Below are 12,482 nucleotides of genomic sequence, written 5' to 3'. Positions count from 1 at the left end.
CCTTTGCAAAAGATCGACAAACACCTCAGCGCCCCGCATGGCATCGCCGCCGTGCTGGTGCGCCGCGCGCCCAAGCTGGTGCTGCCTTTCGCCGAGCGCAGCAAGAGCCGCCTGCGCGCCACCCTCGATAGCGGAGAGGAAGTCGCCTTGTTTCTGCCGCGCGGCACCGTGCTGCGCGGCGGCGATCTGCTGGTCACCGAGAGCGGAGTCTTCGTCGAGGTGCTCGCCGCGCCGGAGTCCGTGCTGCAGGTGGGAGCCAGTGATCCGCAGGCGCTGATGCGCGCGGCCTATCACCTGGGCAACCGGCACACGCCGGTGGAAGTGGGGCGCGACTACCTGCGGCTGGAGTACGACCCGGTGCTGGCGGACATGCTGGCCCGCCTTGGCGTGCAGGCCGAGCGCGCCGAGCTGCCGTTCGAGCCCGAGGCCGGCGCCTACGGCGGCGGGCACAAGCACGGTCACGATGCCACTTTCGCCGAGGACTACGCCGCGGCGCAGGCGGTGTTTCATGAGCATCACGGGCATGAGCATGAGCATGACCACGGGCACGCGCACAGCCATGAACATGGTCATAAGCACGACCACGATCTTGCGCCGCATGTCCATGACGAGCATTGCGGGCACAAGCACTGACCTTCAGTGCGCAGTCGTTCCATGACCCAACTCTCCCAGCTCATCTCCCTGCTGCACCTGGCCTCCCCCGCGCTGCCGATCGGCGGCTTCAGCTATTCTCAAGGGCTGGAGGCGGCCATCGACTGCGGCATCGTGCGCGATGCCGGCAGCGCGGAGCAATGGGTGCGCAGCAACCTGCTGGATGTGCAGTCGCAGTGCGAGGCACCGGTGTGGCTGCTGCTCTATCGCCATTGGCGCACACTGGACGCGACGCGCCTGGCCGAATGGAACAACTGGTTCCACGCCACGCGCGAGAGCGCGGAGCTGCGGCTGGAGACCGAGCAGATGGGCTGGTCGCTGGCCCGGCTGGTGGCGCAGATGGAGTGGGGCGACGCCGCACTGCGCGCGCAGCTCGCGGTGCTGTCGCCGGTATGCCTGCCGACCGCCTTCGCCGCGGCTTGCGTGGCGCTGGACGTTGGCGAGCGCGACGGGCTGGCGGCCTATTGCTTCAGCTGGGCCGAGAACCAGGTGTCCGCCGCCCTCAAGGCGGTGCCGCTGGGCCAGGTGGCGGGGCAGCACATCCTGCGCCGGCTGCATCCCGCGGTGCTCGCAACCGTCGACGAGGCGGTGCGCCGCGCCGATGCCGAGCCGCCAATGCTGTCTACTTTTTCCCCGATGCTGGGCCTGCTGTCCGCGCGGCACGAAACGCAATACTCCCGGCTGTTCCGTTCCTGAGCGGGCCACCGCGGCAACCAGACGATTACCAGGACAAGACTCTCATCATGACCCAGGCCCGTACCAAGAAGAATCCCCCGTTGCGCGTCGGCGTGGGCGGCCCCGTCGGTTCCGGCAAGACCACCTTGCTGGAGATGCTGTGCAAGGCCATGCGCGAGCGCTATGACCTGGTCGCCATCACCAACGATATCTACACCAAGGAAGACCAGCGGCTGCTGACCATCTCCGGGGCCCTGCCGGCCGAGCGCATCATGGGCGTGGAAACGGGCGGCTGCCCGCATACCGCGATCCGCGAAGATGCCTCGATCAACCTGGAGGCGGTCGACCGCATGCTGGCGAAGTTTCCCGATGCCGATATCGTCTTCATCGAGTCCGGCGGCGACAATCTTGCCGCCACCTTCAGCCCGGAGTTGTCGGACCTGACCATCTACGTGATCGACGTGGCCGGCGGCGAGAAGATCCCGCGCAAGGGCGGCCCCGGCATCACCAAGTCGGACCTGCTGGTGATCAACAAGACCGACCTGGCCCCCTATGTGGGCGCCAACCTGGACATCATGGAAAGCGATGCGCGCAAGATGCGCGGCGTACGCCCGTTCGTGATGGGCAGCGTGAAGTCGGGGCAGGGGCTGGACCAGGTGATCGCCTTTATCGAGCGCCAGGGCATGCTGGGCGTGTAACGCGCGGCCGCCGCAATCGCGTCTTCAACGACGGCGCGTACCGCATGTCGGCGCGGCCCTGCTCCGTGTTTGCGGTGGCCACCGCTTGTGGCATACTGGCCGGTCCATGACGTCGACATCGCCCGCCCCTTCTTCGCATTGCCGCGACACCGCTACCGGTGGCGCCGCTGCATGCGCGGGCGCCGGGCAGCCCACGTCCCGCCTGTCCTCCTCCTTCTCGTTCTCCATTATTCGAATTATCCGGGGTCGCTGAGCTGCGGCTTTGGCTGGTGCTCGGTGGCCCGTGGTCCCTCCCTTGCCGTGCACGGCCATGGGGCCTGCACGCGACCAACCGATTCGATGGAGAACACCCGATGTCCGATCTTTCCGACCTGCGCGCGCACGCCCGCTATCCCAGCCTGCCCGACATCCAGGAGACCGCGCGCCGGCTCCAGGGCAAGGTGCTGGAGACGCCCGTGTGGCGCTGGCAGACCGGCGCCATGCAGCAGCTCGATCCCGCCACCGAGGTATGGCTCAAGCTGGAACTGTTCCAGATCACCGGCACCTTCAAGCTGCGCGGCGCGCTCAACAGTATCGAGCGCATGGACGGCGCGGCGCGCGCGCGTGGCGTGGTGGCGGCCAGTGCGGGCAACCATGCCATGGCGGTAGCCCACGCGGCAAAGGTGGCTGGCGTTGGCGCCAAGCTGGCGATGCCGGCCAGCGCCAGTCCGGCGCGCATGGCCGCCTGCCGCGAGGCCGGGGCCGAGGTGCTGTTGTTACCGGACATACACGCGGCCTTCGACCACGCGCTGCAACTGGTCGAGCAGGAGGGGCGCACCATGGTGCACCCGTACGACGGCCCGCTGATCGCGCAGGGCACCGCGACCGTGGGGCTGGAACTGATGCGCCAGGTGAGCGGGCTAGATGCGGTGGTGGTGCCGGTGGGCGGCGGCGGGCTGTGCGGCGGCATCGCCGCGGCGGTCAAGCAGATCAATCCGGCCTGCCGGGTCTATGGGGCCGAGCCGGATGGCGCCGATGCCATGAACCGCAGCTTCGAGGCCGGGCGGCCGCAGGCCCTGGAGCGGGTCAGGACGATTGCCGACAGCCTGGGCGCGCCGTATGCGCTCGATTACAGCTACGGCGTGTGCCGCCAGTTTGTCGACGGCATGGTGCGGGTATCCGACGCGGCGATACGTGACGCCATGCGCATCCTCTACCGCGACATGAAGCTGGCCACGGAGCCGGCTACGGCGGTGTCCACCGCGGCGTTGCTGGGGCCGCTGCGCGAAACACTGGCGGGGAAAAAGGTGGCGCTGATCGTGTGCGGGGCCAACCTCGACGCGGCACGCTTTGCCGAACTGCTGGCAGTGGATGCGCCGGCCGCCGCCGGCTGAGCCTGGCTGCCGCGCGCGGCCCGGGGCGCTCTGGGCGCCGGGCCGCTAGGTCTGCTGCATGGCCCGGACGGCGATTGTGCGCGCCACCGACGCGATCACATCCTGCTCGGTGTCGGTCATCAGTGCCATATGGCGCACGGTGACACGCTGCGCCGGCGTGATATTGAACTCGGCGCACTTCTGCTCCAGCACGAGGGCGCCGCTCTGGCCGTCACCGCTGTTGAAGTTGAGCATTTCACTGGCGCTTACGCCGAGCGTGCCTGCCAGCGCGCAGATATTGATCAGGGAAACGTTGCGCATCCCGCGCTCGATACCGCTCAGGTAGGAGCGTGCCATTCCGCTTTCGAGAGCAAGCTTCTCCTGCGACCAGCCACGCTGTTTGCGCAACTCCGCAAGGTGCAGTCCAAACAGCTTGAGAGGATCACCGACCATGGCTCTATGCGTAATGGAGAACGGGTCGAGGCTAAGTTATTGACCTCTTTGTGGCGACGCTTTATAGTAGGACGCACTATAGGTTACTGGGCGAGACACGCAGAGTGCTGGCATGGTCGATGGGCAGGAACGCTCGGTTTTGCCCCTCGTTTGAAGAGGTTTCGGCCGTTTTTTATCGCGGTTGCCATTGGCGAATACGTTGGCGCCTGCTGCAGGCGGCATGCGTTCGGAAAACCTGTGGATGATGCCCGCGAGTGCTCGGTAAAAGCTTTTCCGAGTGTTACGAACGCTGCCGGGCACCTGTGCGAGCCGATACCGGGCGGCCAGGCAGCGGCAAAACCAGAAAACCAAGAAACCAAGAAACCAGGCAACCAAAGCCTTGGGCATCACGACATCGGGGACTCCAACCCACGGGGAAGCGCGGCGCTGCATTTTTCCACTACGCGGAGAAGGAAGTGCCATGCGTATTTTTTCGTTGTTCGACGCACAGATGCGCGGCGAAATACTGGCGGGCGGAAGCGCTTCGCAGTTGCGCGTCGGTTTGCAGGTGAGGGTGGTGCCGGAGGCCGCCGGGCTGGGCAGCAGCGGCGACTACATCTTCCTGCCGGAGGGCGCGATGCAGTCAGGTATCGTCACCGCCCGTGCCGAGTGGTGGGCCTGTCTGTACGGCACCATCAAGCTGACGCCGGTGGGCGGCGCCCCCGTGCTGTTGTCCGCCGGCGGCTTGTACGCGCTGCGTCAGGCCGAGCGCCTGGATCTGGCGGTGCTGCAGGACGCCGTAATGATCCGCGCCATCCTGGATCCCAATGCCGTCGGGCTGGTGGGGGCGGGCATCACCAGCAGCTACGATGCGTTTGCCACGGGCCAGGCGGAGCGCTGGCGGGCTACACCCGGCGCCGAGACGATCGAGGTGAGCGGCGTGTCGGTGCGCTCGGGATGCTTCGCGCCAGGGCTGGCCGAAGGCCAGGCGCGTTCCGCGCCTGGCGTGCTGCGGGTCAACGCGGCCTTTGTCTCGCTTGGGGAGGGCGAGCCGGAATGGGCGATGCGCCTGCGCGCGGGCGGGCTGAACTGGGCGGCCTGCCATGAGGGGACGCTGTGCCTGCAGTGGCATTCGCCCTGGCCGCATGCCGAGCGCGAGGTGGCCTACCTGCAGCCCGGCATGGTCTTCGCGCCGGATCCCGATGAAACGTATCGGATCGATGCGCTCCATCCCGTGGCGAGCCTGCTGTGCTGCCTGCAGGCGCCGGCGCATGTGGTGGGCGAGGCCGCGCTGCGGTCCGTCTGTCTGCATTGACGCCACGCGCGCGCGGTCCCCCGGGGCTGCTTCGGGCGGATGCTCAGCGGCGCTGGTATTGCTTGGCGCCGAAGAGGACTTCCCGCGACTTCTCATCGCGGATGGGCTTGCGTTCCATGGCCAGCACTTCCACCCCGCGCTTGACCGCCGGGCGCTCGGCGATCTCGTTGAACCAGCGCTTGAGGTGCGGGTAGTCGTCCATTTCCACGCCCTGGTTCTGCCAGCTGCGCAGCCAGGGGAAGGTGGCGATGTCGGCCACGGAGTACGCGTCGCCCGCCAGCCAGGCATGCTCCGACAATTGCTTGTCGATGACGCCGTAGAGGCGGCGAGCCTCATTGGTGTAGCGGTTGATGGCGTATTCGATCTTCTCGGGCGCATACATGCGGAAATGGTGCGCCTGGCCCAGCATCGGGCCGACGCCGCCCATCTGGAACATCAGCCACTGCAGCGCGTCGTACTTGCCGCGCACATCTTCGGGCAGGAACTTGCCGGTCTTGCCGGCCAGGTACAGCAGAATGGCGCCGGACTCGAACAGCGAGATGGGCTGGCCGTCGGGGCCGTCGGGATCGACGATGGCCGGGATCTTGTTGTTCGGGCTGATCTTGAGGAAGTCGGCCTCGAACTGGTCGCCGGCGCCGATATTGACGGGGTGGACCTTGTACTCGAGGCCGCACTCCTCGAGCATGATGTGAACCTTGTGGCCGTTGGGCGTAGGCCAGCTGTAGACGTCGATCATCGGATGGGGCTCCTGGCTGCGAAGGGGTGACCGCCACGTCAACCACTGGCGTGGCACGTGGTGAACCGCGCGATTTAAGCACAGAAGAAAAAAACGCGCAGACAGGCTGCGCGTTTTCCATGTTGCCGGCAGGGCCGGCAACGGTGCGGGTTGCGGCTTAGAAACCGCGCGTGACCGGCATGTTGATCTCGTCCGAATTCACGCCCATGTGCTTGGCCAGTTCCAGCTTGGCGATGGCATTGCGGTGCACCTCGTCCGGGCCGTCGGCCAGACGCAGGGTGCGCTGGTGCGCCCACCACGTAGCCAGCGGGAAATCGTCCGAGACACCGGCGGCGCCGTGCACCTGGATGGCCCAGTCGATCACCTTCAGCGCCATGTTCGGCGCCACTACCTTGATCATGGCGATCTCGGCCTTGGCCACCTTGTTGCCCGCGGTGTCCATCATGTAGGYGGCCTTGAGCGTCAGCAGGCGAGCCATTTCGATCTCGCAGCGGGCTTCGGCGATGCGTTCGCGCGTCACGCCCTGGGCGGCCACCGGCTTGCCGAAGGCGACGCGCGACAGGGCGCGCTTGCACAGCAGTTCCAGCGCGCGCTCGGCCACGCCGATGCTGCGCATGCAGTGGTGGATGCGGCCCGGGCCGAGGCGGCCCTGGGCGATCTCGAAACCGCGGCCTTCGCCCAGCAGGATGTTGGCGGCCGGCACGCGCACGTCCTTCAGTTCGATTTCCATGTGGCCGTGCGGCGCGTCGTCGTAGCCGAACACTGGCAGGAAGCGCTTGATGGTGATGCCCGGCGTATCGGCCGGCACCACGATCATCGATTGCTGCTCATGGCGGCCCGCTTCCGGATCGGTCTTGCCCATCACGATGTAGACGTGGCAGCGGGGGTCGCCTGCGCCCGACGACCACCACTTGGTGCCGTTGATCACGTAATCGTCGCCGTCGCGGCGGATGCTGCAGCAGATATTGGTCGCGTCCGACGAGGCCACGGCCGGCTCGGTCATCAGGAAGGCCGAGCGGATCTCGCCGCGCAGCAGCGGCTCCAGCCACTTGTCCTTGAGGGCTTCCGAAGCGTAGCGCTCCAGCGTTTCCATGTTGCCGGTGTCGGGCGCGGCGCAGTTGAAGACTTCGGCCGACCAGGGCACCCGGCCCATGATTTCGCACAGCGGCGCGTATTCGAGATTGGACAGGCCTTCCGGGGCACGTTTGGAGTGGGGCAGGAACAGGTTCCACAGGCCGGCTTCGCGGGCCAGCGGCTTGAGTTCCTCGATCACCTTGGTCGGCACCCAGGCGTTGCCGGCCTGGCGATTGGCCTGGATTTCCGCGTAGAAACGCTTTTCGTTCGGATAGATGTGCTTGTCGAAGAAGGCCAGCAGGCGGGCCTGCATTTCCTTGACCTTGGGCGTGTACTCGAATTGCATGTTGTCTCCTCCACCTCAGAATGAGGCCGGTTTCCGGTGGGGCCGCAGCGGGTTGCTGCGCGCCGTTTCCGGCACCGGCGGACGCGGTTCGCGCCGACTGAAGAGGACTGTACCGTAATCCAGGTAATTAGAAAAATGAATTTTCTGGATTTGCCAGTATCAATGCGGTGCATTCCATGCCAGAATGCCTGCCATGCAGCTATCCCGGATCGACCTGAATCTCTTCGTGGTGTTCGACGCTATCCATAGCGAAGGCAGCATCACGGCCGCCGCGCGCCAGCTTAACCTGACCCAGCCCGCGGTCAGCCATGCGCTGGGGCGCTTGCGCAACCTGTTCGACGATCCGCTGTTCGAGCGGCGCGGGCAGGGCATGGCGCCCACGCCGCTGGCGCGCTCGCTGGCCGCCGAGGTGCGCACCGCGCTGCAATCGTTCGCGCGCACCCTGCAAGATACGCCGCATTTCGATCCGGCGGCCACCGTGCGGCGATTCACCATCGGCATGCGCGATGCATTGGAGTCGACCCTGCTGCCGCCCCTGATGGCGCGGGTGACCGCCGTCGCGCCGCAGGTGGAAATCGCGGCAATCCGCTTCGACCGGCGCGAGATGGAGTCCGAACTGCTGGCCGGCACGCTCGACGCCGCCATCGATATCCTGCTGCCGGTGTCGCCCGCGATCCACCACGCGCCCTTCATGGCCGACCCAATGGTGGTGCTGGCCCGCCGCGATCATCCGCTGGTGAAGAAGGAACTGACGCTGGACCGCTACCTGGCCGCCGAACACGTGCATGTGTCTTCGCGCCGGCGTGGTGCCGGCCTGGAGGACCAGGCGCTGCACCGGATGGGATTGACGCGCCGGGTGCGTCTGCGCTGTCAGCACTACGCCGCGGCTTGCCGCGTGGTGAGCTGCACCGACCTGCTGGCCACGCTGCCGCTGCGCTACGCGCGCATCGCCAACGAACCCTATGCCAACCGGCTGCTGTCGCTGCCCTTCAAGGTGCCCTCACTGGAGTTGCACCTTTACTGGCACGCGGGCGGCGAGAACGACGGAGCCAATCGCTGGCTGAGAGAACAGTTGATGGCCGTGATCACCTCGCTGGGCGGTGGCCTTGGCGAGGCGGCGCAGACCTGACTCCCTTTGCTGAGGGTGGCGCGGCCCGCCGCGCGGCGTTGCCCGTCAAGGCGCGTTATCGGCCTGTCGCTCGATGCGCACGGTGGCCGGGGGCAGCGTGCTGTCAGCCTGTACCGCGTAAGGCAGCGGCGGGCGGCGTTCGGCTGGCACGGCTTGCCATAGCCGTTCGACCCAGGCCCGGACCTCGGGGCTAGCGGGTGCCGCCGCTGTGATGCGCAGCGCAAGCGGCGCACCGGCGGCGGATCCGGTGCCTGGCGCATCCGACATCAGGCGCTCTACTGCCAACTGAGGTTCTTCCCGCAGGCTCATTGTCCATGCCGCCAGTTTTTGTCCCCTGGCCGCAGGTGCGCGCGCCGTCTCGGCCTGCGGTGCCGGGCTGGCTCGCAGCGCAAAGCGCGGCGGCTCGATGGCGGGAGCCGGCGCCGGCGGCGCGATAGGCGCGACCGGGGCCGGAGGCGCGACGGAAGCCATCGGCGGCATGGGTGCCATCGATGCCATCGGTGCCGGCGCGCGAATCACCGGCGCGGCAGCCGGGCGGTGCTCCGCCAGCATGTCGGACTCGCGCGGAGCGGTCCTGGCCTGCGCCTCCGCAGCGGGCGCGCGACTGGGCTGGGCGTTGGCCGTTGCGGCCGGGCTGGCTGCTGGCGCCTGGGCTGCCGATGGCCCGGGTGCGGCTGCCGGGGCTGGTGGCGCCTTGGCATCCGCCTGTGGCGATGCAGGCTGCCTGGCGGACGCGGCTTGCGTTGGTTCCGCTGCCGGCTTGCCTGCCTCCGCGTGCATTGCCGGCGCGGCAGGCGCACGCTTTGCGCTTTCCGTCGCGGGCGCTTTGGCCGGCAGCGTGATCTCGCCGTCGCGCAGGTCAAGCTGGCGCAACACGATCTGCAGCGACAAGACACCCACGCCGAGGGTGCCGGCGAGCACGCCCAGCGCGGGCCACCAGCGCCGGGCACGGCGTGCGCGCTCCGGCTTGGCCGCAGCCTGTTCGTCGGAAGCCTGTTGCGCGGCCTGCGCCTGTTCGCGCAGCCAGGCCTGTGCCGCCGCGCTAACCGGCGCGCCAAGCACGCTCTGCGGCGCGTCGCCGCGCCGGACTTCCTCCAGTACGGCGCTGCGGCGGGCGGCCTGTGCTACCTGCAGCCGCGCGGCTTCCGCCATGACCGATGCCTCCAGTCCGGCTGGCGGGCCAAATGCCAGTTCGTCATCGACGGCGGGGTTGTCGGCTTGCTCGGTGTAGGCCCGGACCCTGGCCGGCAAGGCGGCGGGCGGCAATGGCGCGGCCGCTTGCCGGGTCATCTGCCGGGCCGCTTGCTCGGCGCGCGCGGCGGCCATCACCGCAGCCTCCAGCGAGGCTGGCGGCACAAAGGCGGGCACCTCGCGCAGCAGTGCCGCGAGCCGGTCTTCGCCGGCAATGAGTCGTTCGTCCGCGCTCATGGCAGCCGCTCCTGCGACGCCGTGGCCGCCAGGCTATCGCGCAGCCGCGCGAAGGCATAGCGCAGCCGGCTCTTGATGGTCTCGAACTTCTCGCCCAGCGTCAGGGCGATTTCCTCCACGCTCATCTCGCTGAAAAAGCGCAGCACGATCACTTCGCGCTGCGCCGCCGGCAGCGCCAGCAACGCTTGCCGCACGCCTTGCAGGTTCTGCCGCAGCTGCGCCTCGGCCTCGGGGCTCAGGTCGTCGGACGGCAGGGCGAGGTGGCCCTCGTCGAGCGTGTCGCGCTGGCGCTCGTAGGCGCCGCGCAACTGGTCCAGCCAGGTATTGCGCGCGATCTGGAACAGGAAGGTGCGCAGGGCCGCGCTGGGCTGGTAGTCGCCGCAGCGGGTCATCAGCTTGACCCAGGTCTTCTGCGTCATGTCCTCGGCCTCGCCGGCATTGCCCTGGCAGAGCCAGGCCACATAGTTGTATAGCGCCGCGTTGTGGCGGCGAAACAGCTCGGCCACCGGCTGCTCGATCAGGCCGTTGGCGACCAGCAGCATCAGGTCGGTGTCAGGCAGCGCGGACAGTCCGGAGGGTGGGGTGGGCGGCGGGGCGCCAGGCGTGGAGGCATGCATGCGCGGCAGTATATGACAGCCCCGCCCGCTGTCGTGCGGGTCGGGATGTCCGTGCCGGGCGGCGCGCGCGGGCAGCCCGGCCGATGGCGGTTTCAGCGTGGCTGCCCCCTGGCAGGCCCGTCGTCCTGCGCCAGCGGCGCGCGCGTCGACAAGGACTGGGCCAGGTCGATCAGCTTGATGAACTCGCCGCGATAGCCGAAGCGGTCGGTGCCGCGCGCGCCCAGCGCCAGGGCCCGCGCGTCGGCGTAGGTCCAGCCGCCGACATGGTTGCCGCCGCGCAGCACCTGGCCAAAGCCCGCTACCGCCGTGGCAAAGCGGAAGGCATCGTCGGCCTGCGCCAGCGGCCGCACCGAAGCGGCCTGCACGGGCAGGTCCATCAACTCGCTGGCCTGGGCCTGCGGCAGCTTGTAGCGCAGCTTGATGTGGGCCAGCTCGCCGGCGGCGCCCTTGCCCGGCCTGGCGGTGGGGCTGGCCGGCTGGTAGCGCAGCGGGTCAAGCAGGCCGGGCTGGTCCGTCAGGGTCAGCTCATAGAGCGCGGTCACGGTGTGCCCGGCGCCGATGTCGCCCGCATCGACCTTGTCGTTGTTGAAATCCTCGCGCTTGAGCGCACGGTTCTCGTAGCCGATCAGGCGGTATTCCCTGACCGTGGCGGGGTTGAATTCGACCTGGATCTTGACGTCGCGCGCCACCGTGGCGAGCGTGGAACTGAACTCCTCCACCAACACCTTCTGGCCTTCCATCAGGTTGTCGATATAGGAGTAGGCGCCGTCGCCCGCATCGGCGAGCTGCTCCATCAGCTGGTCGTTGTAGTTGCCGGTGCCAAAGCCCAGCGTGGACAGCGAGACGCCCGACTTGCGCTTCTCGGCGACCAGCGACTTGAGCTGGCGGAAGTCGGTAATGCCCACGTTGAAATCGCCGTCGGTGGCGAGCAGTACGCGATTGATGCCACCCGCGATAAAGCTCTGCTGCGCGGCCTGGTAGGCCAGCGCGATGCCGTTCGCGCCGGCTGTCGAGCCGCCCGCGACCAGTGAGTCGATCGCCGCCGCGATGACGGCCTTGTCGCTGCCGGGCGTGGGCGGCAGGACGACGCGCGTGCCGCTGGCGTAAGTGACCAGGGTGATGCGGTCCTGCGGGCGCAGGACATTCGTCAGCAGCTTGAGCGAGGATTTCAGCAGTGGCAGCTTGTCGGCCGAGTACATCGAGCCCGACACATCGACCAGGAAGACCAGGTTGGCCGCCGGCAGGCTGTCGCGGGCCGCGTCGGCCGCCTTGATGCCGATGCGCAGCAGCACGTTGTGCGCGTGCCACGGCGCGGGTGCGGCGTCGGCGTGCACGGCGAAGGGACGGCCATCGCGCGGTTGCGCGTAGTCGTAGGGGAAATAGTTGACCATCTCCTCCACCCGCACCGCATCGGCGGGCGGCAAGCGGCCGGCGTTGAGCAGGCGGCGCACATTGCTGTAGCTGCCGGTGTCGACATCGATGCTGAAGGTGGAGACGGGCGCCTGCGCAACCAGCTGCACGCCGTTCTCGTCGATGGCGCCATAGCGCTCGCGATCCGGCTCGGCCTGGGGCTGCGGGTAGGGCATGGGGTGGGCCATCAGGGTCAGGGGCGCCGGCGGCTGGGCGCGCATGACGCGCGTATCGGCGACGGCTCCGGCGGCTGTCTCCCTGGCGTGCGTGGCGGCGTCGCCGGCCTTGCTCGCGGGCACGGGCTGGGCGGGCATGGCTGGCGGCGGCGCGAGCGGTTGGCTTGTGGCCGGTTCGGCGTTGCCGTCTCGCGTTGGCGAGGTCGGAGCAGTCGCCGGATGGCCGCCGCATGCGGCCAGTACAAAGGCAGTAGCCAGGACTCCCAGGCGCTTGAGCATTTCTTTTTCTCCTGAAGGGCCGCGCCGGCGATGCCGGCGGCAGGGCGCTGTCAGTGAAACGAAGCAGCCCGGCTGGCGGGGTTAAGTCGGGTGGAAAAAATTCAAAAGGGGACGGCGAGTGCAGATCGCGCCGCGCGGGACAGGCCGGCCCACGTTTGCCTGAC

At 68.2% G+C, this 12,482-nt stretch carries 12 protein-coding genes; 6 read left to right on the top strand and 6 right to left on the bottom strand.

All coding sequences use genetic code 11. The features are described from left to right. Positions 1-3 precede the first annotated feature (3 nt). From ureE to AC1DT6_RS12535, 4 genes are all read left to right on the top strand, one after another. Positions 4-633: an urease accessory protein UreE gene (gene ureE, locus AC1DT6_RS12550; protein WP_477102668.1), complete on the top strand. Its 630-nt coding sequence runs from the start codon at positions 4-6 to the stop codon at positions 631-633. A gap of 21 nt (positions 634-654) precedes the next feature. Further along, on the top strand, positions 655-1,347 hold the full coding sequence (locus tag AC1DT6_RS12545; RefSeq protein WP_441630103.1) for an urease accessory protein UreF: 693 nt from the start codon (positions 655-657) through the stop codon (positions 1,345-1,347). A gap of 47 nt (positions 1,348-1,394) precedes the next feature. Beyond that, the gene (ureG, locus tag AC1DT6_RS12540) at positions 1,395-2,024 is read left to right on the top strand and encodes an urease accessory protein UreG (RefSeq protein ID WP_035868617.1); all 630 of its coding nucleotides are present in this window, start codon (positions 1,395-1,397) and stop codon (positions 2,022-2,024) included. Positions 2,025-2,377: 353 nt separating this feature from the next. Then, positions 2,378-3,397 carry a threonine/serine dehydratase gene (locus tag AC1DT6_RS12535; protein WP_441630101.1) on the top strand — a complete coding sequence of 340 codons (1,020 nt, stop codon included), beginning with the start codon at positions 2,378-2,380 and terminating at the stop codon, positions 3,395-3,397. Between the two features lie 45 nt (positions 3,398-3,442). Here AC1DT6_RS12535 and AC1DT6_RS12530 read toward each other — a convergent pair whose 3' ends face one another. Next, positions 3,443-3,829, bottom strand: coding sequence for a helix-turn-helix domain-containing protein (locus tag AC1DT6_RS12530; RefSeq protein ID WP_441630099.1), 387 nt, complete (start codon positions 3,827-3,829; stop codon positions 3,443-3,445). Positions 3,830-4,289: 460 nt separating this feature from the next. Here AC1DT6_RS12530 and AC1DT6_RS12525 point away from each other — a divergent pair, with 460 nt between their 5' ends. After that, positions 4,290-5,123, top strand: coding sequence for a hypothetical protein (locus tag AC1DT6_RS12525; protein WP_441630097.1), 834 nt, complete (start codon positions 4,290-4,292; stop codon positions 5,121-5,123). A 43-nt stretch (positions 5,124-5,166) separates the two neighbouring features. Here the strand turns inward: AC1DT6_RS12525 and AC1DT6_RS12520 are convergent, their stop codons facing one another. Both AC1DT6_RS12520 and AC1DT6_RS12515 read right to left on the bottom strand, forming a co-directional pair. Beyond that, positions 5,167-5,859 (bottom strand): glutathione binding-like protein, encoded by a 693-nt coding sequence (locus tag AC1DT6_RS12520; RefSeq protein WP_441630095.1) that lies wholly within the window; start codon positions 5,857-5,859, stop codon positions 5,167-5,169. A 157-nt stretch (positions 5,860-6,016) separates the two neighbouring features. Next, positions 6,017-7,279 carry an acyl-CoA dehydrogenase family protein gene (locus AC1DT6_RS12515; RefSeq protein WP_477114714.1) on the bottom strand — a complete coding sequence of 421 codons (1,263 nt, stop codon included), beginning with the start codon at positions 7,277-7,279 and terminating at the stop codon, positions 6,017-6,019. 193 nt (positions 7,280-7,472) lie between these two features. Here AC1DT6_RS12515 and AC1DT6_RS12510 point away from each other — a divergent pair, with 193 nt between their 5' ends. After that, positions 7,473-8,408 (top strand): LysR family transcriptional regulator, encoded by a 936-nt coding sequence (locus AC1DT6_RS12510; protein ID WP_441630091.1) that lies wholly within the window; start codon positions 7,473-7,475, stop codon positions 8,406-8,408. A 45-nt stretch (positions 8,409-8,453) separates the two neighbouring features. Here AC1DT6_RS12510 and AC1DT6_RS12505 read toward each other — a convergent pair whose 3' ends face one another. The 3 genes from AC1DT6_RS12505 to AC1DT6_RS12495 all read right to left on the bottom strand — a co-directional run bounded on the left by AC1DT6_RS12505 (position 8,454) and on the right by AC1DT6_RS12495 (position 12,318). After that, positions 8,454-9,836 carry a hypothetical protein gene (locus AC1DT6_RS12505; RefSeq protein ID WP_477102667.1) on the bottom strand — a complete coding sequence of 461 codons (1,383 nt, stop codon included), beginning with the start codon at positions 9,834-9,836 and terminating at the stop codon, positions 8,454-8,456. Then, positions 9,833-10,453, bottom strand: a complete 621-nt coding sequence (locus AC1DT6_RS12500; protein ID WP_441636744.1) for an RNA polymerase sigma factor — start codon at positions 10,451-10,453, stop codon at positions 9,833-9,835. Before AC1DT6_RS12500 ends, AC1DT6_RS12505 begins: the two co-directional genes overlap by 4 nt. 92 nt (positions 10,454-10,545) lie before the next feature. Continuing rightward, positions 10,546-12,318, bottom strand: coding sequence for a vWA domain-containing protein (locus tag AC1DT6_RS12495; RefSeq protein WP_441636746.1), 1,773 nt, complete (start codon positions 12,316-12,318; stop codon positions 10,546-10,548). Positions 12,319-12,482 lie beyond the last annotated feature (164 nt).

The sequence above is a fragment of the Cupriavidus sp. 01L45 genome, from assembly GCF_056399885.1.
The sequence above is the reverse complement of the archived record's forward strand: the minus strand, read 5'-3'. Positions and strand labels throughout refer to the sequence as shown.